The organism is Streptomyces sp. NBC_01454, assembly GCF_036227565.1.
GTDB lineage: Bacteria > Actinomycetota > Actinomycetes > Streptomycetales > Streptomycetaceae > Streptomyces.
Map to the genome: position 1 here is coordinate 5061682 of NZ_CP109460.1, position 23018 is coordinate 5084699.

17 protein-coding genes, 1 rRNA gene and 1 pseudogene are annotated in these 23018 nt (G+C 71.5%); 11 read left to right on the forward strand and 8 right to left on the reverse strand.

All coding sequences use genetic code 11. The features are described from left to right. Nucleotides 1-63 precede the first annotated feature (63 nt). Nucleotides 64-180, forward strand: a 5S ribosomal RNA gene (gene rrf / locus OIU81_RS22475). 421 nt (nucleotides 181-601) lie between these two features. Here the strand turns inward: rrf and OIU81_RS22480 are convergent. From OIU81_RS22480 to OIU81_RS22500, 5 genes are read right to left on the reverse strand one after another with little or no spacing between them, the layout of a single operon-like run. Further along, a complete protein-coding gene (locus tag OIU81_RS22480) occupies nucleotides 602-1912 on the reverse strand; it encodes a DUF58 domain-containing protein (RefSeq protein ID WP_329150636.1) in 1311 nt (436 codons plus the stop codon). 9 nt (nucleotides 1913-1921) lie between these two features. Beyond that, nucleotides 1922-2887 (reverse strand): AAA family ATPase, encoded by a 966-nt coding sequence (locus OIU81_RS22485; protein WP_249638831.1) that lies wholly within the window; start codon nucleotides 2885-2887, stop codon nucleotides 1922-1924. Next, a complete protein-coding gene (locus OIU81_RS22490) occupies nucleotides 2868-4094 on the reverse strand; it encodes a DUF4350 domain-containing protein (RefSeq protein ID WP_329150640.1) in 1227 nt (408 codons plus the stop codon). Before OIU81_RS22490 ends, OIU81_RS22485 begins: the two co-directional genes overlap by 20 nt. Next, nucleotides 4091-4792, reverse strand: a complete 702-nt coding sequence (locus tag OIU81_RS22495; protein WP_443074027.1) for a DUF4129 domain-containing protein — start codon at nucleotides 4790-4792, stop codon at nucleotides 4091-4093. Before OIU81_RS22495 ends, OIU81_RS22490 begins: the two co-directional genes overlap by 4 nt. A 4-nt stretch (nucleotides 4793-4796) precedes the next feature. Then, the gene (locus OIU81_RS22500; protein WP_329150643.1) at nucleotides 4797-6386 is read right to left on the reverse strand and encodes a hypothetical protein; all 1590 of its coding nucleotides are present in this window, start codon (nucleotides 6384-6386) and stop codon (nucleotides 4797-4799) included. Nucleotides 6387-6538: 152 nt separating this feature from the next. Here OIU81_RS22500 and mtnA point away from each other — a divergent pair, with 152 nt between their 5' ends. From mtnA to OIU81_RS22535, 7 genes and pseudogenes are all read left to right on the forward strand, one after another. Further along, the gene (gene mtnA / locus OIU81_RS22505; protein ID WP_329150645.1) at nucleotides 6539-7708 is read left to right on the forward strand and encodes an S-methyl-5-thioribose-1-phosphate isomerase; all 1170 of its coding nucleotides are present in this window, start codon (nucleotides 6539-6541) and stop codon (nucleotides 7706-7708) included. Then, on the forward strand, nucleotides 7705-8382 hold the full coding sequence (mtrA, locus tag OIU81_RS22510) for a two-component system response regulator MtrA (RefSeq protein ID WP_128511972.1): 678 nt from the start codon (nucleotides 7705-7707) through the stop codon (nucleotides 8380-8382). The genes mtnA and mtrA overlap by 4 nt, the downstream gene beginning before the upstream one ends. A gap of 1 nt (nucleotide 8383) precedes the next feature. Continuing rightward, entirely contained in the window at nucleotides 8384-10501 is a 2118-nt protein-coding gene (mtrB, locus tag OIU81_RS22515; RefSeq protein ID WP_443074028.1) for an MtrAB system histidine kinase MtrB, read from the forward strand. 28 nt (nucleotides 10502-10529) lie between these two features. Then, nucleotides 10530-12365 (forward strand): LpqB family beta-propeller domain-containing protein, encoded by a 1836-nt coding sequence (locus tag OIU81_RS22520; RefSeq protein WP_329155295.1) that lies wholly within the window; start codon nucleotides 10530-10532, stop codon nucleotides 12363-12365. A gap of 224 nt (nucleotides 12366-12589) precedes the next feature. Next, a pseudogene (locus OIU81_RS22525) lies at nucleotides 12590-13317 on the forward strand (ComF family protein). Nucleotides 13318-13610: 293 nt separating this feature from the next. Beyond that, the gene (gene hpf, locus OIU81_RS22530) at nucleotides 13611-14297 is read left to right on the forward strand and encodes a ribosome hibernation-promoting factor, HPF/YfiA family (protein WP_329150648.1); all 687 of its coding nucleotides are present in this window, start codon (nucleotides 13611-13613) and stop codon (nucleotides 14295-14297) included. A 232-nt stretch (nucleotides 14298-14529) separates the two neighbouring features. Then, the gene (locus tag OIU81_RS22535; RefSeq protein ID WP_329150650.1) at nucleotides 14530-15291 is read left to right on the forward strand and encodes a response regulator transcription factor; all 762 of its coding nucleotides are present in this window, start codon (nucleotides 14530-14532) and stop codon (nucleotides 15289-15291) included. Between the two features lie 77 nt (nucleotides 15292-15368). Here OIU81_RS22535 and OIU81_RS22540 read toward each other — a convergent pair whose 3' ends face one another. Both OIU81_RS22540 and OIU81_RS22545 read right to left on the reverse strand, forming a co-directional pair. Continuing rightward, nucleotides 15369-16601: a winged helix-turn-helix domain-containing protein gene (locus OIU81_RS22540; protein WP_329150652.1), complete on the reverse strand. Its 1233-nt coding sequence runs from the start codon at nucleotides 16599-16601 to the stop codon at nucleotides 15369-15371. Between the two features lie 180 nt (nucleotides 16602-16781). Next, nucleotides 16782-17405 (reverse strand): GNAT family N-acetyltransferase, encoded by a 624-nt coding sequence (locus OIU81_RS22545; RefSeq protein WP_329150654.1) that lies wholly within the window; start codon nucleotides 17403-17405, stop codon nucleotides 16782-16784. Nucleotides 17406-17656: 251 nt separating this feature from the next. On the opposite strand from OIU81_RS22545, the gene secA reads away from it, so the two are divergent. Further along, a complete protein-coding gene (gene secA, locus OIU81_RS22550) occupies nucleotides 17657-20485 on the forward strand; it encodes a preprotein translocase subunit SecA (protein ID WP_329150656.1) in 2829 nt (942 codons plus the stop codon). A gap of 101 nt (nucleotides 20486-20586) precedes the next feature. On the opposite strand, the gene OIU81_RS22555 is transcribed toward secA, so the two are convergent. Further along, nucleotides 20587-21414, reverse strand: coding sequence for an Rv3235 family protein (locus tag OIU81_RS22555; protein ID WP_329150658.1), 828 nt, complete (start codon nucleotides 21412-21414; stop codon nucleotides 20587-20589). Between the two features lie 296 nt (nucleotides 21415-21710). Here OIU81_RS22555 and OIU81_RS22560 point away from each other — a divergent pair, with 296 nt between their 5' ends. Beyond that, entirely contained in the window at nucleotides 21711-22217 is a 507-nt protein-coding gene (locus tag OIU81_RS22560; RefSeq protein WP_329150660.1) for a DUF6912 family protein, read from the forward strand. Between the two features lie 93 nt (nucleotides 22218-22310). After that, nucleotides 22311-22973 (forward strand): HAD family hydrolase, encoded by a 663-nt coding sequence (locus OIU81_RS22565; protein ID WP_329155296.1) that lies wholly within the window; start codon nucleotides 22311-22313, stop codon nucleotides 22971-22973. Nucleotides 22974-23018 lie beyond the last annotated feature (45 nt).

The window sequence follows — 23018 nt, forward strand, 5'->3', positions numbered from 1 at the left end:
TCCACTGTGTAGGTTCTGAAGTAATGACCTGTGTCCATGCCGGGTTGGTTAACTTCATAGTGTTTCGGTGGTCATAGCGTTAGGGAAACGCCCGGTTACATTTCGAACCCGGAAGCTAAGCCTTTCAGCGCCGATGGTACTGCAGGGGGGACCCTGTGGGAGAGTAGGACGCCGCCGAACAATCATTGTGGGAAAGCCCCGCACCTTATGGTGCGGGGCTTTTCTGCGTTTCGGGGCGCTTGCGTGGTGGGACGTATGACGGGGCTGGAGACGGGGCGTTGATTACTTCGCGCCCGCTGCTGCTGGGTGTCGGCCGGCGGTGCCACTGGGCCAGGTATCCGCTCGATGGACTTTCCTCGTGGCACGACGTCATGGCCTGACGTCCCTGAGGATTTGGTGCCTGAGCTCTGCTGCTGGTGCGTGACAGGCAGAGAGCTCATGGCTTGGAGAGGTAAGGGTGCAGGAGCTGGAGACTGCCGTGGGATGACGGCCCTTGCCTGATGAGGGGCTGGCTTGTCTCTCCTGCTCAAACAGGCCCCCGGCTCACGAGCCGGGGGCCTGTTTGAGCAGGAGAGACAGTGAGGGAGTGTGCGGCCGGTGCTCAGAGGCGGCCGGTGGCCTTCAGGGTGAGGTAGGCGTCGGCCAGGTCGGGGGCCAGGTGGGCCGGGGTGGAGTCGATCACGGTGATGCCGTGGTGGCGGAGGCGGTCTGCTGTGTGGCGGCGGGCGGCGCGGGCCTGTTCGGCGGCGGCCGCCGCGTAGACGGCCTGGGGGGTGTGCCGGCCGTTGGCCATGTCCTCGATACGGGGGTCGGCCACGGCCGCGACGATGAGTTCATTGCGTTGGGTGAGGCCGGAGAGCACGGGCAGGAGAGCCTCCTCCACAGGAGCTGCGTCCAGGCCGGTGAAGAGCACGATGAGGGACCGGCGCGAAGCGTGGCGGTGGATGGTGGCGGCCAGCCCGCGGGCGTCGGCCTCGACCAGTTCGGGCTCCAGAGGAGCCAGGGCCTCGGTCAGCGCGGGGAGGAGGTCGCGTGCCGTGCGGCCCTGTACGGAGGCGCGTACTCGGCGGTCGTAGGCGAGCAGGTCCACGCGGTCGCCGGCGCGGGCGGCGAGGGCGCCGAGCAGCAGGGCGGCATCCATCGAAGCGTCGAGGCGGGGGATGTCACCGACACGGCCGGCCGAGGTACGTCCGGTCTCCAGGACGAGCAGGATGCGGCGGTCGCGTTCGGGGCGCCAGGTGCGGACCGCGAGGTGTTGGCGGCGGGCCGTGGCACGCCAGTCGATGGAGCGGGTGTCGTCGCCATGGGTGTAGTCGCGGAGGCTGTCGAACTCGGTGCCCTCACCACGGGTCAGGATGCTGGTGCGTCCGTCGAGTTCGCGGAGCCGGGCGAGCTTGGCGGGGAGGTGCTTGCGGCTGGTGAAGGGCGGCAGGACACGCAGGGTCCATGGGACGTGGTGGCTCCCTTGCCGGGCAGCCAGGCCGAGCGGACCGTAGGAGCGGACCGTGACGCGGACGGCGCGATGGTCACCGCGGCGGGTGGGGTGGAGCGACGTGGTGAGGCGGCGGCGTTCGGCGGGGGGAATGCGCACGGTGTGACGGGACGCGGAGATGTCCGTGCCGGGGTGGAAGGAGCTCGGGGGCCAGGCGTCACGGATCTGTGCGCGCAGGGTGCGGCGGCTCGGGTTGGTGAGCGTGAGGTGTGTGTGGGCCTCGCCCATGAGTCGAACGGTTGTGTCACCGGTTCGGGTGAAATGGAGCTTTCGCACTGGCGCGGCCAGCGCGAGATCGCACAAGATTGCTATCAGCAAGGCGAGTTGGACGACGAGGATGCCGAGCCAGCTGGGCAGTACGAAGCCGACGAAGAGGGCTCCGCATGCGGAGACAAGGGCGGCGCGTCCGGTGAGGGCCACGGTGTCGTCTCAGCGGGGGACGGGGAGATGAGCGAGTACGGCGTTGATCACGGAGTCTGCGGTGACTCCTTCCATTTCCGCTTCAGGGCGGAGATGGACGCGATGTCGGAGCGTGGGGAGGGCGAGGGCCTTCACGTCATCGGGGGTGACATAGTCGCGGCCGGTGAGCCAGGCCCAGGCTCGTGACGTGGAAAGCAGGGCGGTGGCACCTCGGGGGGAGACGCCGAGGGAGAGCGAGGGGGATTCGCGGGTGGCACGGCAGATATCGACGATATAGCCGGTGACTTCGGGGGAGACGGCGGTCTTGGCGACCGCGTCCCGGGCAGCATCGAGGTCGGCTGCGGAGGCGACGGGGCGCAGCCCTGCGGCGCCGAGGTCGCGGGGGCTGAATCCGGCCGCGTGGCGCGTGAGGATGTCTATCTCGTCGTGGCGGGCGGGGAGCGGCACCGTCAACTTCAGGAGGAACCGGTCGAGCTGAGCCTCGGGAAGAGGGTAAGTGCCCTCGTACTCCACGGGGTTCTGCGTGGCGGCCACCAGGAAGGGCTCGGGGAGCGGGCGGGGTGTGCCGTCGACGGTCACCTGACGCTCCTCCATCGCTTCGAGCAGGGACGCCTGGGTCTTGGGAGGCGTGCGGTTGATCTCGTCCGCCAGCAGCAGGTTGGTGAAGACGGGGCCCGGCTGGAACGAGAACTCCGCGTTGCGGGAGTCGTAGACCAGTGAACCGGTGACGTCGCTCGGCATCAGGTCAGGGGTGAACTGGACGCGCTTGGTGTCGAGTTCGAGGGCGGTCGACAGCGCGCGGACGAGCAGCGTCTTGGCGACGCCGGGGGCGCCTTCCAAAAGGACATGACCGCGGCAGAGGAGTGCGACGACCAGGCCGGTGACGGCCGGGTCCTGGCCTACGACGGCCTTGGCTATCTCGGTGCGCAGGTCCTCGAGGGAGGCTCGGGCGCTGTCAGCGGTCGGGGTGCTCACGGGGGGCGTGCCTCTCTTGGGAAACGATCGATGATTCGAATGCGTCGAGTTGGTCGGCCAGGTGCACCAAGGCCTTGTCATCCGCGGGGGCCGGGCCGAAGAGCAGGGCGTGGAGGTCTGTTGCGGCGCCGGGGGAGCCCGCGACCTGGGCGTGAACGGCGGAGAGGAGGACATCGGGGGTGTGGGCGTGCACGAGGGGCACGCCGAGGAGAGGGGCGATGCGTGTGCGGGTCGCGGAGCGCAGTACGTCGGATGCCCGGTCGCGGGCAGCGGCCTGTTCGTAGAGACGCGCGTGGCCCTCGGTGGTCTCGGTGGCCGGCACGGTGACGGGGAGCTTCTCCGGCACCAAGGGGCCGAGACGGCGGGCGCGCCACAGGGCCGCGCAGAGGGCGGCGAAGGTGAGTTGGAGCAGGCCCCAGCGCCAGCCGGAGGGGATGAGCTCGAAGAAACTGCGCTGGTCGTCCTGAGCGGACGACGGGTCGCTCAGGGAGGGGAGGTACCAGACCAGATGCTTGTGCGTACCGAGGAGTTGAAGGGCCAGGGAGGCGTTGCCGTCCTCGGCGAGGCGGTGGTTGTAGAGGAGGTCGGGGGAGCCGAGCAGCACGGTGTCGCGGCCGGTGCGGGGTGCCGGCAGGCGCAGCAGGGTCGGCCGGCCGCCGCTGGGGTAGCAGCGATCGGCGTGGCCGGATGTCGCGTAGCGGAAGCCGCCCAGCAGGGCACTGCCCGCACGGCGGGCCTCCGGCAGGGAACAGGCAGGCTGGCGTACCGAGTTGACGGCCGAAGGTTCCGTCCGGACGCCGGGGGCGAAGGTTTCCAGTGCCGAGGGGCCGGGGCCGATCAGGAGGGTGCGGCCGGGGGTGTGCGCGGTCGCGGTGTGCAGGCCCGTCAGCTGAGCGTCCGTCAGCATGTCGGGTTCGGTGACCAGCAGTGTGGTGTGCGGCCCTGCCGCCGCGGCGGCCTCCTCGGACGTGGTCACGACGTGGGTGGTGATGCCGCGGGAGGCGAGGAGTCGGGCGAGGGCCGCGCTGCCGGTCCGGTCCGTGGACCGGGGGTCGAGCCGGCCGTACTGCTCGCCGGACTGCAGCGCGGCGAGGACCACACCGCTGACGACGAGCAGGAGAAGCGCGAGCAGCGGTCCGCGCGACCGGAGCCACAGGCTACGACGGGTCGGCGAGAGCGCGGGGGCTTCCGGGGCGGCCGTGGTCATCCTTGGCTCCCAGTCGGGGTGGGCGGGTTGGTGGCCAAGTCGGGTCGGGCTTGCTGGAGATCGGTGTCGAGGTCGGCCAGGAGGGTGTATGCCCGTTCGGTGCCGGGGCGGCCGCCGTATGTGACGTCGTCGAAGGTGCGGGCCGCGGTGCGCAGCCGGTCGGCATGCGCGGGCAGCGTCAGGCCGGCTTCGGTGGCGGCTTCGTCGGCGGTGCGGCCGGGGCCGGGGGTGAGCAGAGCGCGCTCTTCGAGGGCGAGGACGAGGGCGCGCATGCGGTCCTGGATCGCCTCGCTCCAATGGCCCTCCGCGGCATGGCGGGCGGCGGCTGCCCGGTGTTCGGCGGCGGTGCGGGGGGCGTCGGCGAAGAGTGCGCCGCTCGTGGTCGGAGTACGGCGCACCGCACCGAGCCGCAGCCGCAGGGCGACGATCAGCAGCAGGACGAATGCGGCGATGGCGAGGAGCCCGATCCAGCCGCCCGGAGTGGTGCCGGCGGCCGTGCGGAAGAGCGCGTCGAGGTGGTCCCAGAGCCAATCCAGTGCGCGCTGGATCGGGTTGGGGTCGTGCTGGTGGTACCGGGGGTCGGACAGTTCGCGTTCGGCCGCCTCGCGGGCGGGGACGCGTGGAGTCCGCACCGGTATGTCGCCGTCGGAGCGCGCGATGAGTCGTCCGTGCGCAGCCAAGATCCCCCCAGAGGTCACCGCATCAACTTCCCGGTGCGGTGTCGTCGGGGCGCTGCCCGGGGCTGTCGGCGGGCGGGGACGTGCCATCCGTGGGCGTGGGGGTGGTGTCCGAGGGGGCGATGCCCGTGGGAGCGGAGTCGGCTCCGGGGGCGTTCGCGTCGGTGACCTCGGCTCGGGAGCCCTCTGCCTTGGTGTTGTTGTCCGTCGCGGGGGTGGTGGCCTTCTCCGTGCCTGCGGGGGTGTCAGCGGCGGCCGGGGCGGGGGCTGTCGGCGCTTCGTCGGTAGCGGGAGCCGGGGGAGTGGTTGCCGCCGGGGGGTAGGCCCCGTAGCCGGGGAGGCCGGCGGCGCGGGCGAGTTCGAGGTCGAGTGCCTCACGGCGGATGCGCTGGTCCATGTAGAGGAGCGCGGTGACGCCGGCGCTGACCGGGAAGGTGATGGCGGAGCTGATGACGGCGCCGATGCCCAGCACGATCAGGAACGACCAGCTGGTGTTGCTGGTGCCGTTCGCCCAGTCCATGAGGCTCTCGCCGCCGATGAGGAAGGCGATGAGGGTGGCCGGGATCTGAATGATGAACTCGACCACGGCGACGAGGACATAGGCGAGAAGCTGTGCTCCCAGCACTCGCCACCAGGCGCCCCGGACGAGCTTTGCCGAGCGGCGCATCGCGGCGATGACGCCCTGCTTCTCCAGCATCAGCGCGGGGGAGGCGAGGCTGTAGCGGACCCACAGCCAGAGGCTCACGGCGCCGGAGGCCAGTCCGCCGAAGAGCATGAGGAGCAGGCCCGTGTCCAGATGACCGGTGACGGCCAGGATGATGCCGGGGGTCACGCCGGCCGTGAGGACGGCCGTGATGAGCAGCGGGAGCAGCACGAGCAGGCCGAGCAGGCGCGGAAGCTGGGGACGCGCATCGCGCCAGGCCTCCCCGGCGGTCACCGAACGCCCCAGGACGGCACGGCTGACGACCATGGTCAGCATGCCGGTGGCGATGATCGTGGCGAGCAGTCCGATCGCCGAGGTGAGCCCGGTGCCGGCGAGCGCATTGCCGAGTTGGCGCATGGTCTCGCGGAGGGGCGGGGCGTTGTCGCCCGCCGGGCCCGCGGCGCGGCCGGCGTTGTGCAACAGGCCGGTGACGAGGGTGATGGCGGTCTGCGAGACGACCGCGACGATCAGCGATATGCCCAGGACGGTGCGCCAGTGGGCGCGCATGGTGGCGACCGCACCGTCGAGGATCTCGCCGATGGCGAGCGGGCGCAGGGGAATGACGCCGGGCTTGGCGGCCTGCGGCACGGGGGCCCAGGCGCCGCCCCAAGGGGGCTGATGGCCGGGCTGGGGTGGGCCGCCCCAGCCGGGTACGCCGCCGGACGACGCCGCACGGGTGCGGTCACCGGACGCGCCCGGACCGCCCCTGCCGCGCGGGCCGCCCTGGACGGGGATACCGGCGGGGGCCGACCACTGTCCGGCAGGCGGCTGTTCCTTGGACCAGTTCGGAGGGGACGGCTGCTCGGCGGAGCCGGTGCGGTCGTCCTGGGTGGGCTGCTCCTGTGTGCCGCGGCCCGGCTCATCGGAGGAGGGACTGGATCCGGGCGAGGCCCAGCCCGGAGAGTTGTTCATCGTCGCTCCTTCTTGCTGCCCGTCCGCCGGGGCGGCCGGGGTCCGGGGTCCGCGGTGGCAGTCATCGTGTCATGGCATCGGGCGTTGTGTACCGGCGCCCGGAGTGCGGGAGAACCTTCTGTTCGAGGGCCGGTCGGCGGCAGACTGAGGGGATGGGCGATCAGTACGAGGTATCCGAGAAGGGCGCCGGGGCGCTCGCCATTCCGTCATTGCGTTGGGAGGAGCCGCCCGAGGGGCCCGTTTTGGTCCTCCTCGACCAGACCCGGCTGCCCGCGGAGGAGATCGAGCTGGTCTGCACGGACGTACCGGCGCTGGTTCAGGCGATCCGGACGCTGGCCGTGCGGGGGGCGCCGCTGCTGGGCATCGCGGGTGCGTATGGCGTGGCACTGGCCGCGGCACGGGGCTTCGACGTGGAAGAGGCGATCGAGGTGCTGGCCCAGGCCCGGCCCACCGCGGTCAACCTGGCCTACGGGGTACGGCGGGCGGCGGTCGCGTACCGGGCCGCGGCGGTCGACGGGTCCGGTGCCCAGGCGGCCGCGGCGGCGCTGGCCGAGGCGCGGGCCGTGCATGCGGAGGACATCGAGGCCAGCACTCGCATGGCGGAGCACGGGCTGGCGCTGCTGGGCGAGCTGCTGCCGGGCGGCGGTCACCGGATCCTCACGCACTGCAACACCGGGGCGCTGGTGTCCGGGGGTGAGGGCACCGCCCTGGCGGTGGCGCTGGCGGCGCACCGGGCCGGGGAGCTGCGCCGGCTCTGGGTGGACGAGACACGTCCGCTGCTGCAGGGAGCCCGGCTGACCGCCTACGAGGCGGCGCGGACAGGGATGGCGTACACGGTGCTCTCGGACGGCGCGGCGGGCTCACTGTTCGCCGCGGGGGAGGTGGACGCGGTGCTGATAGGCGCGGACCGGATCGCGGCGGACGGCTCGGTCGCCAACAAGGTGGGCAGCTATCCACTGGCCGTGCTGGCGCGGTACCACCACGTTCCGTTCGTGGTCGTGGCACCGGTCAGCACGGTGGATCTGGACACCGCGGAGGGGGCGGATATCGAAGTGGAGCAGCGTCCGGCGCAGGAAGTGACGGAGTTCTCGTTGCCCTCTGTACGGGGTGCCGGGGCGGGGGCGGGCACCGGTATACCGGTGGCCCCTTTGGGCGCACAGGCCTACAACCCGGCCTTCGATGTCACTCCGCCGGAGCTGGTGACGGCGATCGTCACGGAGGCCGGAGTGGTGTCTCCGGTGACCTCGGAGAGGCTGGCAGAGGTGTGTTCCACGTCACGATGGAGTAAGTCACGATCAGGTAATGGGATGATGGCCGAATGAAGGGACGCGTCCTGGTCGTCGACGACGACACCGCACTGGCAGAGATGCTCGGCATCGTGCTGCGCGGCGAAGGTTTTGAACCGTCGTTCGTGTCGGACGGCGACAAGGCTCTTGCGGCCTTCCGCGAGACCAAGCCCGATCTTGTGCTGCTCGATCTGATGCTGCCGGGGCGGGACGGCATCGAGGTGTGCCGGCTGATCCGCGGTGAGTCCGGTGTTCCGATCGTCATGCTGACCGCCAAGAGTGACACGGTGGATGTGGTCGTCGGGCTCGAATCGGGTGCGGACGACTACATCGTCAAGCCGTTCAAGCCCAAGGAGCTGGTGGCCCGGATCCGGGCGCGGCTGCGGCGTTCGGAGGAGCCGACGCCCGAGCAGCTCGCCATCGGTGACCTGGTCATCGATGTGGCGGGCCACTCGGTGAAGCGGGACGGGCAGTCGATCGCGCTGACCCCGCTGGAGTTCGATCTGCTGGTGGCGCTGGCGCGCAAGCCGTGGCAGGTGTTCACGCGTGAGGTGCTGCTCGAGCAGGTCTGGGGCTACCGGCACGCCGCCGACACCAGGCTGGTCAACGTCCATGTGCAGCGGCTGCGCTCCAAGGTCGAGCGGGACCCGGAGCGGCCGGAGATCGTGGTGACCGTGCGCGGGGTCGGCTACAAGGCCGGGCCAAGCTGACATGACCCGGGACGGTTCGACCCCGGAGGGCAAACGGGGGCGCACCGTCGACCCGGCGGGTGATATGTCCTTTTCGGGCAAGTTGGTGGCCCGTTTGCTGCGCGGTGGGCAGTTGCTGCCCGACGGCGCGGTGAGCGGCCCGGTCCACCCCCTGCTGCGGCTCTTCAGCCGCTGGGTGCGGCGGCCCCTGCTGCCCGCCCTGCGGCTGTGGCGGCGCAATATCCAGCTGCGCGTGGTGGCGACCACGCTCCTGATGTCGCTCGCCGTGGTGCTGCTGCTCGGTGTGGTGGTCGTGGGCCAGGTCCGTAACGGCCTGCTCACGGCCAAGACCCAGGCCGCGCAGAGTCAGGCCGTGGGCGGCTTCAGCGTCGCCCAGAAAATGGCCGACGGCGCCGATGACACCCGGCCCGATGACGTCGCCCGCACCGGAAACCGCAGCACCCAGGACTCCGCGACCTGGCTGACCGGCCTGGTCGAGCAGCTCGCCAGTGGCGGGCAGGGTGTCTTCTCCGTCGTGGCGCTCAGCTCCGACTCCGACGAACCGTTCGGCGACTCCAGCCCCGGCACCCGCGGTCCGCGTGCCTCCGGCGATGTCGATCCCGAGCGGAGCGTGCCCGCCGAACTGCGGCGGAAACTGGACACCAAGTCCGGGACGTTCAGCCAGTACACCCAGATCAAGCGGATCGGGTCGGACGACGGGGTGCCGGCGCTGATCATCGGCAAGCGGCTGAACGACGTCAACAGCAATCAGTACCAGCTCTACTACCTCTTCCCGTTCAGTCAGGAGGAGGAGTCGCTCAAGCTCGTGACGGGCACGCTCGCGACGGCCGGGGTCTTCGTCGTGATCCTGCTCGGGGCGATCGCCTGGCTGGTGGTGCGGCAGGTCGTCACGCCCGTACGGATGGCCGCGGGGATCTCCGAGCGGCTGGCCGCCGGCCTCCTCCAGGAGCGGATGAAGGTCACCGGCGAGGACGACATCGCCCGCCTCGGGGAATCCTTCAACAAGATGGCGCAGAACCTCCAGGTCAAGATCCAGCAGCTGGAGGAGCTGTCCCGGATGCAGCGCCGCTTCGTCTCCGACGTCTCGCACGAGCTGCGGACGCCGCTGACGACCGTACGGATGGCGGCCGACGTCATCCATGACGCGCGCGATGAGTTCGATCCCGCCACCGCGCGCTCCGCCGAGCTGCTGCGCGGGCAGCTCGACCGCTTCGAATCGCTGCTCGCGGAGCTGCTGGAGATCAGCCGTTTCGACGCCGGGGCGGCCGCGCTGGAGGCCGAGCCGATCGACCTGCGCGATGTGGTGCACCGCGTCATCGAGGGTGCCGAGCCGCTCGCCGACGCCAAGGGCACCCGCATCGTGGTGCGCGGCGCCGAGCAGCCCGTCATCGCCGAGGCCGATCCCCGCCGGGTGGAGCGGGTGCTGCGCAACCTCGTGGTCAACGCCGTCGAGCACGGCGAGGGCCGCGACGTGGTGGTGCGGCTGGCGTCCGCGGGCGACCGGAGCGGCGGCGCGGTGGCCATAGCGGTGCGCGACTACGGCGTCGGCCTCAAGCCCGGCGAGGCCACCCGGGTCTTCAACCGCTTCTGGCGCGCGGACCCGGCCCGGGCCCGTACCACCGGCGGCACGGGGCTCGGCCTGTCCATCGCCGTCGAGGACGCCCGGCTGCACGGCGGCTGGCTGCAGGCCTGGGGTGAGCCCGGCGGTGGCTCGCAGTTCCGGCTGACGCTGCCGCGTACGGCCGGCGAGACCCTGCGCGGGTCCCCGATACCCCTGGAGCCGGAGGACTCACGCCGGCACCGCGGACTGGACGAGAACGGCCGGCCGCGCGCCGGGGTGGACCGCAAGCCGTCCACGATCCCGGCGCAGCCGCGTGCCGCGGCGGCCGACGGGGCGCTCGCCGCCGCCCGGGAGCCGCAGGTGGCCGGGGCCTCGGCGGCCGGACCGACGGCGCTGCCCGGCAACGGCGCCCGCGTGGTGCCGCAGAGCGGGGGCGCGCGGAGCGAGGCGACAGCGCGTGGCGAGGGCGCGCACATCGATGAGCCGGTCCACGAGAGCGGGGCCGGGCAGGAAGCCGGACGGGGCGTGGAGCGGGAAGGCGGGCTGCGTGGGAACTGAGCACGGGGAGGGCACCGGAGAGCCCCGTATGCGCGCCCGCCGGGGAGCCCGGCGGGCGCGGAAGGCCGTGCTGCTCGGCTGTGCGGCGGCGCTGCTGGCCGGGTGTGCGTCGATGCCGGACAGCGGGGACTTCACGGCGGTCGACCAGTCGCCGCGCTCCGAAGGCGAGTCGCAGGTGCGGGTCTACGGCGTGCCCCCGCAGGACGGTGCCCAGCCGACCAACATCGTGCGCAGCTTCCTCGACGCGACGACCAGCGACGAGGCGGATTTCCGTACGGCCACGCAGTATCTGGCGAAGTCGGCGAAGCGGACGTGGCGGCCGTTCCAGGTCACCGATGTGCTCCAGGAGCGTCCCAAGCCCGAGCCGAAGCCGCAGCCCAACCGCGAGGACGCCAACGGCTACACGGTCACCCTCTCCGGCAGTCAGGTGGCGGCCGTGGACGACAACCACGCCTACACCCCGGAGGAGAAGCCGTACCGCCGGACGATTCACCTCGTCAAGGAGAACGGGCAGTGGCGCATCGACCGGCTGCCCAACGGGCTGGTGCTCGGCCTGTCCGACTTCCAGCGCATCTACCGCTCGTACAACAAGTACTACTTCGCGTCCTACAAGTCGGAGGCACAGGAACCGAAGGCGAGCCGCAATGTGCTCGTCGCGGATCCGGTCTATCTGCGGCAGCGGATAAAGCCGATCACGGCCAGCGTGGCGGCGCTGCTGTCGGGGCCCACGGACTGGCTGAACCAGGTGACGTCCTCGGCGTTCCCGCCCGGCACCCGGCTCTCCGCCCACGATCTGGCGCTGGACGACTCCAACGCACTGCGGGTCAAGCTCAGCAAGCAGGCGGCGGGTGCCAGTTCCACCCAGTGCAAGCGGATGGCGGCGCAACTCTTCTTCACCGTCCAGGACATGACGCGGGCTTCGAAGATCAGTGAGGTGGAACTCCAGGACAGCGGCGGCAATGCGCTCTGTGCGCTGTCCCAGGAGCAGGCCGACCGTGACTTCGCCCCGTCCCCGGGCGCCGGGCGCTCCGGCAAGGAGTACTTCATCGACGCCGACCACAAGGTCGTCGCCATGTCGGACTCCGCTACCGAACCGACGCCGGTCCGCGGGCCGTTCGGCACCGGCAAGACCCCGCTGCGCTCGGTCGCCATCTCGCGTGCCGAGAACACCGCGGCCGGGGTGTCCGGTGACGGCAGGTCCCTGTACGTGGCCGGCATGGAGGACGGCCTCGCCCGCAGCGGTCCACTACTGACCAGCACCGGCTCGGCCAAGGACCCCAACGCGGGGCTCACCGCGCCGAGCTGGGACGGGCTGGGCGATCTGTGGATCGCCGACCGCGATGCGCACGGCTCACGGCTGCTGCGGATCCGCGAGGGCAAGAGCGACCCCGAAAGGGTGGCGGTGCCCGGTCTCGACGGGCGGCGGATCAAGGCGATCAAGGTGGCCGCGGACGGCATCCGGATCGCGATCCTGGTGGAGGACAAGGGGCGTACGACGCTCCAGCTCGGCCGGGTCGAACGGGGCGGCACCGCCCTGCATCCGGAGCTCACCGTGCAGGAACTGCGGCCGATCGCGCCGCAGTTGGAGGATGTGGTCGCCGCTTCCTGGGCGGGCGGCAGCCGGCTGGTGGTCGTCGGGCGGGAGTCCGGCGGGGTCCAGCAGATGCAGTTCATGGAGACCGACGGCTCGGCGTCCAAAGCGCAGACCCTGCCCGGCGTCAATGGTGTCAAGGCGGTGGCGGCCTCGGAGGACGAGGCCCGACCGCTGATCGCGGACGCGACGGAGGGGATAGTGCGGCTGCCTCTGGACGCGAACTGGAAGACCGTGGCGAAGGACGGGACGGCGCCGGTCTATCCCGGGTGACGCGGTGACGCGGTGACGCGGTGACGCGGGTGCCCGGTGGCCGGGAGGGCGCGGGCAGTGGTTCGTGGCCCGCCGCCGCAGGCGGCTGCGGGCCCGGCCGGTCCGGAGTGCCGGAATGCGTCCGTCCGGCCGCGATATCGCCCGAACGGCTCATCCGTCGCGCCGCACCGGCGAGGTTATCCACAGGGGTGGTGACCGAGCGTGTTCGGCGGGACAGTGGAGTCATGCGAGAGGTATGGCGCGAACTGGCCGGTCTGGTGCTGCCGGTCGACTGTGCGGGGTGCGGTCGGCCGCGTACGGAGCTGTGCGCACGGTGCCGCCGGGCGCTGGCACGGGACGGGCGAGGGGCGCGGCGGGTACGGCCGTGGCCCGCGCCGGCCGGGCTGCCCCGGGTGTGGGCGGGGGCGCCGTATGCCGACGAGGTGCGGGCGGTGCTGCTGGCCCACAAGGAGCGGGGTGCCTTGCCGCTGGCCGGGCCGCTGGGCGCGGTGCTGGCCGGGGCCGTGCGGGGGCTGCGCACCGGTGGTGGGCCGCTGCTGCTGGTGCCCGTGCCGTCGGCTCGAAGATCGGTGGCCGGCCGGGGGCACGATCCGGTGTGCAGGGTCGCCCGGGCGGCGGCCGGTGAGCTGCGGCGGGCGGGGACGGCGGCCCGGGTGCTCGCGGTGCTGCGGCAGCGTCGTGCGGTGGCTGACCAGGCGGGACTCAGCGCCCGGCAGCGGCGGGCGAATGTCGCCGGTGCACTGGAGTGCCGGGCGTGGCCCGGAGGCTGCTGGTGGGCCCGCCAGCAGTGCTGGTGGACGACCTGGTGACCACGGGAGCCACGCTCGCGGAGGCGGCGCGCGCGCTCGCGGCGGCCGGTGGCCGGGTGGTCGGGGCGGCGGTGGTGGCGGCGCCGGTGGGCGCCTTCGTAGCCGATGATGCGCGGGTCCACGCCTTACCACGGAGCACGTAATTGAGGAAGAAAAGTCACTCAATTGGAGCCGGAGGCTCCGAGGGGGTGCCGACATCAGTCCGAGAGAGCTATGTTCGGTTGTGAGGACTTGGCGGACGTTTTGCCTTGGATGTCGCGATGAATGCGTTCAGGGATATTTTCGGCGACCCTGAAATAGGGGGAGTGGAGAGCGGGTCCTCGGGGGAGGAGGAGGTGAAAGTCGCCAAGTCCGAGGCTTCGGCAACCACCGGAGCCTGGTGCAAGAAGGAATCGCCCCGCCGGATGAGCGGAGCGATCCGGGAACGGAGTTCTGCGTGGACATCGTCGTCAAGGGCCGCAAGACCGAGGTGCCCGAGCGGTTCCGCAAGCACGTGGCCGAGAAGCTGAAGCTGGACAAAGTCCAGAAGCTCGACGCCAAGGTGATCAGCCTGGACGTCGAGGTGTCCAAGGAGCCCAACCCGCGGCAGGCCGACCGTTCCGACCGAGTGGAGATCACCCTCCGCTCCCGTGGCCCGGTGGTCCGGGCCGAGGCCGCCGCCGCTGATCCCTACGCCGCGCTGGATCTGGCAACCGCCAAGCTCGAGGCGCGTCTGCGCAAGCAGCACGACAAGCGCTTCTCGCGCCGTGGCAACGGCCGCATTCCGGCGAGCGAAGTCGCCGTCAGCGTGCCCGACGCCGCAAGCCTGAACACCAACGGCGAACTCGCCGCCGAGGCGGACCAGAAGGTGCCGACCACAAGGATGGGTTCGATCGACGTCCAGGGCGAAGGTCCCTTGATCGTCCGCGAGAAGACCCACTCGGCCGCGCCGATGGCGCTCGACCAGGCGCTCAACGAGATGGAGTTGGTCGGGCACGACTTCTACCTCTTCGTCGACGCCGACACCAAGCTGCCGAGTGTCGTCTACCGGCGGCACGCATACGACTACGGCGTCATCCACTTGAACCCCGATCTGTTCGGGGAGGAGGAGCCCGGCGGCGCAGGTGGCGCCCTGGGCGGCTGAACCCCATCGCTCGGTGCCCCCGGCGCACGCCGGGGGCACCATCGTGACCGGAGAGAGCAGGAGTTGAAGCCGTATAGTGTTCGTGCCGGCCAGGGAGTACGGGGACACGACATGGCGACATGCCGGGGAGACGGTCGAATGACATTGATCGGGCTGGCCGCAGGGGGCTGTTGTCAACCAGCCTTATTTCCAAGCTCCGGCCTGTGGGCCGAGTAGTTGACGGGGAGGATCGATGGGGGACAGTTTCGGGCCCGTGCGCGGCGACGCGGATGATGACCACTGCGGCGCCGGAGGCGAGGACGAGGCCGACCGGACCGTGAGCGTGGCGCGCAAGGAGCCGATCCGGGTCCTGGTCGTGGATGATCACGCACTCTTCCGGCGGGGGCTGGAGATCGTGCTGGCCCAGGAAGAGGACATCCAGGTCGTCGGCGAGGCGGGGGACGGCGCGGAGGCGGTCGACAAGGCCGCGGATCTGCTGCCCGACATCGTGCTGATGGACGTACGGATGCCCAAGCGCGGCGGGATCGAGGCATGTACCTCCCTCAAGGAGGTCGCCCCCAGCGCAAAGATCATCATGCTGACGATCAGCGATGAAGAGGCCGATCTCTACGACGCGATCAAGGCCGGCGCCACCGGCTACCTCCTCAAGGAGATCTCCACCGATGAGGTGGCGACCGCGATCCGCGCCGTCGCGGACGGCCAGTCGCAGATCAGCCCGTCGATGGCGTCCAAGCTCCTGACGGAGTTCAAGTCGATGATCCAGCGTACGGACGAGCGCAGGCTGGTGCCCGCGCCCCGGCTCACCGACCGTGAGCTGGAGGTCCTCAAGCTCGTCGCCACAGGCATGAACAACCGCGATATCGCCAAGGAACTCTTCATCTCCGAGAACACGGTGAAGAACCACGTCCGCAACATCCTGGAGAAGCTGCAGCTGCACTCCCGGATGGAGGCGGTGGTGTACGCGATGCGGGAGAAGATCCTCGAGATCCGGTGAGCCGGCCGGCCGGAGCGTGAACGCGCCGGTGGGGCGGGGGCCCAAGGGGCCCGGTACGTGCCGTCCGGTGCCTCTGGCTAGTCGGTCGTGTGGTCGCTCGTGTGAGTGAGTTCCGCGTGCAGGGCGGCGGCCAGTTCCGGGTCGTCGCAGCGGTCCACGCGCACGGCCTCGCAGCCGACCCAGCGTGCGGCCTCCCACAGGGCCCGGGCCATGGGCGCGACGGCCTTGGGGCCCCGCATCGACACCTGGCGCGCGACGAGGGTGCTCCCCTCACGGGCCGGGTCCACCCGCCCGACCAGGCGGCCGCCGGCCAGCAGGGGCATCGCGAAATGGCCGTGTATCCGCTGGGGGCGCGGGACGTAGGCCTCCAGGCGGTGCGTGAAACCGAAGATCCGCTCGGTGCGCGGACGGTCCCAGATCAGGGAGTCGAAGGGCGAGAGCAGGGTCGTGCGGTGCCGGCCGCGGGGCGGGGCGGCGAGCGCGGCGGGGTCGGCCCAGGCGGGCTTGCCCCAGCCCTCGACCTCGACCGGGACCAGCCCGGAGTCCGCGACGACGGCATCGACCTGCTCGCCCTTGAGACGGTGGTAATCCGCCAGGTCGGCTCGGGTGGCCACGCCCATGGCGGCCCCGGCCTGGGCGACCAGGCGGCGCACGCACGCGGCGTCGTCCAGATCGTCGTGCAGCAGGGCGTCCGGGACGGCGCGCTCGGCGAGGTCGTACACCCGCTTCCAGGCACGGCGTTCCGTGCAGACCACCTCGCCGGTGTCCAGCAGCCACTCCACCGCGATCTTGGTCTCGGACCAGTCCCACCACTCGCCGCCGTTGCGCCCGCCGCCCAGCTCCGAGGTGGTCAGCGGGCCGTCCGCCCGGAGCCGGTCCAATACGGCGGCGCAGGAGCGCTCGGAGTCCTCCATGACGTGCCAGCGGTGGCCCTTGGCCCGCCGGGCGCGGCGGCGGAAGGCGAAGTGCGGCCACTCCTCGATGGGCAGGATGCAGGCGGCGTGTGACCAGTACTCGAAGCTGTGTGGTCGTGCCGCGGGTGCGCCGGAAGGAGGCGTGGTCCAGTAGGCGGCCTCGACGGCGGGACGGCTGACCGGGCCGAGCCGGGCGTAGGGCACCAGTTCATGGGAGCGGGCCAGCACCGAGATCGTGTCCAGCTGCACAGCGCCCAGATGCCGCAGCACCCCGCGCACGCCCGCCCGGCGGTCCGGGGCGCCCAGCAGACCCTGCGCCCGCAGCGCCAGGCGCCGGGCATCGTCGCGGGACAGCGCGGTCACGGGCGGAGGCAGCGGCTGCGTCTCGGCGGTCATGCGGATCAGAGTAGGGGCGGGCACTGACAGCGGCCCCGGGCGCGGGAAGAGCCGCTGGTCAGGCGGCCTCCCGGACCTCCGGGCCTCCGGGCCGCCGGAGCGGAGCCGTCGCGGCGCGCCGGCCCGCGCCCCGGCCCCGTGCCGGATTCGTGCCGCCCGCCCGGACCGCGCGGCCGGCGCTCAGCCGGGGTAGGGCAGATACGGCGTCGCGTCGGGGGCGCCGGGCGCGACCGACCCGGACGCTCCCGATTCCCCGGGCAGATCGGACGGCAGTAGCGAGCCGATCCAGACATCCCGGCGGATGCCCTCGCGCACCAGCTGAGCGCGCAGGGTGCCCTCCATATGGAAGCCGACTTTGCGGGCCACCGCCCGGGAACCCTCGTTTCCGGCCTCCGCGTGCCACTCCAGGCGCTCCACTCCCAGGTCGCGGAAGGCCCAGCGCAGCACCGCGCGGGCCGCCTCGACCGTGTACCCCCGGCCGCGGTGCTCCTTGGCGGTCCAGTAGCCCAGCTCGGCCTGGCGTTCGGGGGTGTGCAGCCGCGCGAGGCGTACCAGGCCCATCGCGCCCACGAGCGAGCCGTCCGCCCGGGAGGCGACCGCGAAGTTGTACGTGGTGTCGTCGCGCCAGCCCTCGGGGGCGACCGTGCCGACGAACTGCTCCGCATCGTCGACGCCGTACGGTGCGGGGACGCTCGTCCAGCGCGGGATGTCGGGCTCTTGGCACGCGGCGTGCACCGCGGGCGCGTCGGAGGGCTCGAAGGGGCGCAGCACCAGGCGCTCGGTGGTGAGGGTGACGGGCTTCATGGCGTGAGTCTGCAAGGTCGCGGAAAGCCTGACCAAGGGTTTTCGGTGTGATTCCCGGCAACCGCCCGGCACCTTCTCGTGGCCCTGTGCGTTCATGGGAGGAGGGGAGAGCGGGGTTCGCTGCGGCGGACCTCCCGGCCCGGCTGCGTCCTCCTTTACGATGGCCGTTGCGGCGGGGCCTGCCCCCTTGGAAAAATGCCGCGCCCGCGCACTCGACCGTGCAGGCCCGACCGGCAAGGAGACCAGCCCTAGTGTCCGTCTTGACGAAGATCATGCGTGCAGGCGAAGGAAAGATCCTGCGCAAACTGCACCGCATCGCGGGCCAGGTCAACTCCATCGAGGAGGACTTCGCGGCGCTGTCCGACGCGGAGCTGCGCGCCCTCACGGATGAGTACAAGGAGCGCTACGCCGACGGCGAGAGCCTCGATGATCTGCTGCCCGAGGCGTTCGCCACGGTCCGTGAGGCCGCCCGGCGGGTGCTCGGCCAGCGCCCCTACGACGTCCAGCTGATGGGCGGCGCGGCCCTTCACATGGGGTACGTCGCCGAGATGAAGACCGGTGAGGGCAAGACCCTGGTCGGCACCCTTCCGACGTATCTCAACGCGCTCTCCGGCAAGGGCGTCCACCTGATCACGGTGAACGACTACCTGGCCGAACGCGACTCGGAGATGATGGGCCGGATCCACAAATTCCTGGGCCTTACGGTCGGTTGCATCCTCGCCGACATGACGCCGGCCCAGCGCCGTGAGCAGTACAACTGCGACATCACCTACGGCACGAACAACGAGTTCGGCTTCGACTATCTGCGTGACAACATGGCCTGGTCGCAGGACGAACTCGTCCAGCGTGGCCACAACTTCGCGGTCGTCGACGAGGTCGACTCGATCCTCGTCGACGAGGCCCGTACGCCGCTGATCATCTCCGGCCCGGCCGACTCCGCCACCAAGTGGTACGGCGACTTCGCCAAGTTGGTCAGGCGCCTGAAGCGGGGCGAGGCCGCCAACCCGCAGCGCGGCATCGAGGAGACCGGCGACTACGACGTCGACGAGAAGAAGCGCACCGTCGGCATCCACGAGTCCGGTGTCAGCAAGGTCGAGGACTGGCTGGGCATCGACAATCTGTACGAGTCGGTGAACACCCCGCTCGTCGGCTACCTCAACAACGCGATCAAGGCCAAGGAGCTCTTCAAGAACGACAAGGACTACGTCGTCATCGACGGCGAAGTCATGATCGTCGACGAGCACACCGGCCGTATCCTCGCCGGCCGCCGCTACAACGAGGGCATGCACCAGGCCATCGAGGCGAAGGAAGGGGTGGAGATCAAGGACGAGAACCAGACGCTCGCCACGATCACCCTGCAGAACTTCTTCCGCCTCTACGACAAGCTCTCCGGCATGACCGGTACGGCCATGACCGAGGCCGCCGAGTTCCACCAGATCTACAAGCTCGGCGTCGTCCCGATCCCGACGAACCGCCCGATGGTCCGGATGGACCAGGCGGACCTGATCTACCGCACCGAGACCGCGAAGTTCGACGCGGTCGTCGAGGACATCGTCGAAAAGCACGGCAAGGGCCAGCCGATCCTGGTCGGCACCACCTCGGTCGAGAAGTCCGAGTACCTCTCCCAGCAGCTCAACAAGCGCGGTGTCGCCCACGAGGTGCTCAACGCCAAGCAGCACGACCGTGAGGCGCCGATCATCGCCCAGGCCGGCCGCAAGGGCGCCGTGACGGTCGCCACGAACATGGCCGGCCGTGGTACCGACATCAAGCTCGGCGGCAACCCCGACGACCTCGCCGAGGCGGAGCTGCGCCAGCTGGGCCTGGACCCGGTCGAGCACGTCGAGGAGTGGGCGGCCGCGCTGCCCGCCGCCCTGGAGCGTGCCGAGGCCGCGGTCAAGGCGGAGTTCGAAGAGGTCAAGGAGCTCGGCGGGCTCTATGTGCTCGGCACCGAGCGGCACGAGTCGCGGCGGATCGACAACCAGCTGCGCGGCCGCTCCGGCCGTCAGGGTGACCCCGGCGAGTCGCGGTTCTACCTCTCCCTGGGCGATGACCTGATGCGGCTGTTCAAGGCGCAGATGGTCGAGCGCGTGATGGCGATGGCCAACGTCCCCGACGACGTCCCGATCGAGAACAAGATGGTGACCCGGGCGATCGCCTCCGCCCAGTCCCAGGTCGAGCAGCAGAACTTCGAGACGCGTAAGAACGTCCTGAAGTACGACGAGGTGCTCAACCGGCAGCGCGAGGTCATCTACGGCGAGCGCCGCCGCGTCCTGGAGGGCGAGGACCTGCAGGACCAGATCAAGCACTTCATGGACGACACCATCGACGCCTACATCCAGGCGGAGACGGTCGAGGGCTTCGCCGAGGAGTGGGACCTCGACCGGCTGTGGGGCGCGTTCAAGCAGCTCTACCCGGTCAAGGTGACCGTCGAGGAGCTGGAGGACGAGGCCGGCGACCGCGCGGGCATCACCGCCGAGTTCATCGGCGACGCGGTCAAGGACGACGTCCACGAGCAGTACGCCGCCCGTGAGGAGCAGCTCGGCTCGGACATCATGCGGGAGCTGGAGCGCCGGGTCGTGCTGTCCGTCCTGGACCGCAAGTGGCGTGAGCACCTCTACGAGATGGACTACCTCCAGGAGGGCATCGGCCTGCGGGCGATGGCCCAGAAGGACCCGCTGGTCGAGTACCAGCGCGAGGGCTTCGACATGTTCACCGCGATGATGGAGGGCATCAAGGAGGAGTCCGTCGGCTACCTGTTCAACCTGGAGGTCCAGGTCGAGCAGCAGGTCGAGGAGGTCCCGGTGGAGGAAGCGGCGCAGACCTCGCTGGACAAGGACCTGCAGGACGCCGTGCCCGCCGGCGCGGGGCGTCCGGAGATCCACGCCAAGGGCCTGGAGGCGCCGCAGCGGCCGGACCGCCTGCACTTCTCCGCTCCCAAGGTGGACGGCGACGGCAGTGTCATCGAGGGCGACTTCATCAGTGACGAGGAGGGCGGACCGGCCCGCTCCGAGGCGGACGGGCTGACCCGTGCCGAGCGCCGCAAGGCCCAGAAGAGCGCCGGGCGCCGCCGTAAGAAGTAGCGGTGAGCGGTGCGGCGGCCCTGGGGCTGCCCGGACCGCGTAGCAGCACCGGGGCGCCCCGGCCGGAGACCGGCCGGGGCGCCTTCGCGTGCCGGGCGGCATCAGAGTGCGCCCGGCACGCCCTGAGCCGGGCCGATGTCGAGGGCGGCGCAGCGCCACCGTGAGTCGGCGCCCAGCTCCAGCCGGAAGGCCAGTGCCCGCAGCCGTTCGCCCGCCGCGATCCGGGCGAACGCCTCGATGACGCCGCGGCGCGGTCGGCACAGCCCGCAGTCGCGCACCGTGGGGACGGGCCCGCGCCCGCCCGGTACCGGGGCCGGCCACAGCGGTGCCTGCGGGGCGAGCTCCGCCAGCCGGTCGTAGGCGGCCGGCAGCGCGTGCCCCAGCAGGGCGTGCACGGGGCGCTGACCGCTGAGGGCGAGCAGCAGCTGCTGGGCGAACCAGTGATGCGGCCGGCTCTCCTGGGCCCGGCGCCGCGCCGCGGCGGTCGGCAGGGGGACGCCGGCCGCGGTGACCGGGGTGCCGGCGGCGGAGCGGCGGCTCACCGCGGCGGCCACGGCGGCGGGGCGGCCGGGGCCGGGGCCGGACACGGTGCGGGTGGGGCCCCGGCCGGCGGCGCCGGAGCCGCGCCCGCCCGGACCGGAGCTCCGGCCGGTGGCGCCCGGACCGCTGCCGGCGCGGCCGAGGGGCCGGCGGTCGGCGGGAGAGCGCCGGGGCCGGGGAACGGCCCGGGCCGGCCGGGGTGTGCCGCCGGTGCGCGGACGAGGGACGCGGTCGGCCGCGGCACCGGCGGGCGGAGCGGGGGCGTCGGGCCGCGGGAGAGCGGTCCCGGCGGGGGCGGCGGCCGGGGGCGTGGGTCCCGCGGTCCCGGCCGCGGTGCGTCCGGCAGTAGTGGGTGGGGTGTGCGCCGCGGTGCTGTTGGTGCCGGTCATGCTGGTGATCGCCCCCGTGGTGCCGGGCCCGTGAATTACCGGGCGGTAGCTTTTGTCGTGGGGATCTTCTATCGACGGGACCGCGGCGGCAGCAAGCCGCGCGGAGGGCGCGGCGGGCGCTGCACGGAGTTCACCCGTCCGTGGCGCGGGCCCGGAACCAGGCCCCGGGGACGGGGTGGTGGGCGGGCTCCGGGCGGGCGGCACGGGGGATGTGGGGGCGGCACGATGGGGGACTCACGCCCGTATGCTGGCGGGACCATCCTGAGAGTCGAGCGAATCGAGCGGAAGCGGCTGCCATGCGCGTCTATGTCCCCCTGACCCTTTCCGGTCTCGCAGCGGCGCACAAGAACGGTGAGCTGGACCCCGGCTCCCTGGGCGCGTACGCCGTCACGCCCGCGCTGCGCGAGTGGTACGTCTCGGACGACATCGAGGAGCTGGAGTACGCGGCGCTCAACCGGGCCGCCCAGGCGTCGCTGCGGATGCTCGCCGGACACCCCGGGGACGCCCGGCGGCGCGTGGTGGTGGCCGTGGACGTGCCGGACGGCGCGGCCGTGGCGGACCCGGACCTGGGCCTCGAGCAGTCGTCGCTGGGCGAGGTGCGGGTCGCCGGGCCGGTGCCGCTCTCGAAGGCCGCGGCGGTGCACGTGGACGCCGCGGACGCGGAGACGGACATCGCGGCGGCCGCGGCGGCGCTCGGCGCGGCGGACCAGGGCGATGACGACGCGCAGTTCACGGTCGACGGTGCCGAGGACCACGACCTGATGTGGTTCGGGGTGCAGGAGATCCCCCACCTGATCGGATAGTGGCCCGATTCCCGCAGGTCCGGGCGCGCTGTCAGTGGGTGCGGGTATTTTTTCTTCATGGGGAAGCGCACGGGGAACGACCTGGGGAACCGCATGGGGAAGCACGCGACGCACATCGTCTGGGACTGGAACGGCACCCTGTTCCATGACATCGACGCCGTCATCGGGGCGACGAACTCCGCCTTCGCGGAGATCGGGCTGGCGCCGATCACCCTGGAGACGTACCGCGAGCTGTACTGCGTGCCCGTGCCGCGGTTCTACGAGCGGCTGATGGGACGGCTGCCCACGGACGCGGAGTGGCTCGTGATGGACGAGGCCTTCCACCGCCACTACAGCACCCACCGCCTGGGCTGCGAGCTCGCCGAGGGCGTGGATCTGCTCCTGGAGGGTTGGCAGTCGGCCGGGCGCAGCCAGTCGATCCTGAGCATGTACGGCCACGACGATCTGATACCGATCGTCCGCGGCTTCGGCATCGAGTCACGGTTCGTGCGGGTGGACGGCAGGACCGGGCCGTCCGGCGGCTCGAAGAGCGCCCACATGGTGCGGCACCTGGCGGCGATGGAGCACGTCGAGCCGGCGCGTACGGTCGTGATCGGTGACGCCGTGGACGACGCGGTGGCCGCGCAGGACGCGGGTGCGCGCGCGGTGCTCTACACGGGTGGTTCGCACAGCCGCGGGAGCCTGGAGACCGCCGGGGTGCCGGTGGTGGACACGCTCGCCGAGGCCGTCGAGCTGGCCGGAGCGCTCGTCCTCTAGGGCGCGCCGGGCGTCGCGAGCCGGGCGGGACGTTGCGGACACGTC

Bases quoted from the DNA above. Each gene is read 5' to 3' on its own strand.
- mtrB (WP_443074028.1), top strand. From the start codon at position 8,384: ATGACCCGGGACGGTTCGACCCCGGAGGGCAAACGGGGGCGCACCGTC.
- OIU81_RS22520 (WP_329155295.1), top strand. From the start codon at position 10,530: ATGCGCGCCCGCCGGGGAGCCCGGCGGGCGCGGAAGGCCGTGCTGCTC.
- mtrA (WP_128511972.1), top strand. From the start codon at position 7,705: ATGAAGGGACGCGTCCTGGTCGTCGACGACGACACCGCACTGGCAGAG.
- mtnA (WP_329150645.1), top strand. From the start codon at position 6,539: ATGGGCGATCAGTACGAGGTATCCGAGAAGGGCGCCGGGGCGCTCGCC.
- OIU81_RS22565 (WP_329155296.1), top strand. From the start codon at position 22,311: ATGGGGAAGCACGCGACGCACATCGTCTGGGACTGGAACGGCACCCTG.
- OIU81_RS22535 (WP_329150650.1), top strand. From the start codon at position 14,530: ATGGGGGACAGTTTCGGGCCCGTGCGCGGCGACGCGGATGATGACCAC.
- OIU81_RS22560 (WP_329150660.1), top strand. From the start codon at position 21,711: ATGCGCGTCTATGTCCCCCTGACCCTTTCCGGTCTCGCAGCGGCGCAC.
- OIU81_RS22545 (WP_329150654.1), bottom strand. From the start codon at position 17,405: ATGAAGCCCGTCACCCTCACCACCGAGCGCCTGGTGCTGCGCCCCTTC.
- OIU81_RS22540 (WP_329150652.1), bottom strand. From the start codon at position 16,601: ATGACCGCCGAGACGCAGCCGCTGCCTCCGCCCGTGACCGCGCTGTCC.
- OIU81_RS22500 (WP_329150643.1), bottom strand. From the start codon at position 6,386: ATGAACAACTCTCCGGGCTGGGCCTCGCCCGGATCCAGTCCCTCCTCC.
- OIU81_RS22555 (WP_329150658.1), bottom strand. From the start codon at position 21,414: ATGACCGGCACCAACAGCACCGCGGCGCACACCCCACCCACTACTGCC.
- OIU81_RS22490 (WP_329150640.1), bottom strand. From the start codon at position 4,094: ATGACCACGGCCGCCCCGGAAGCCCCCGCGCTCTCGCCGACCCGTCGT.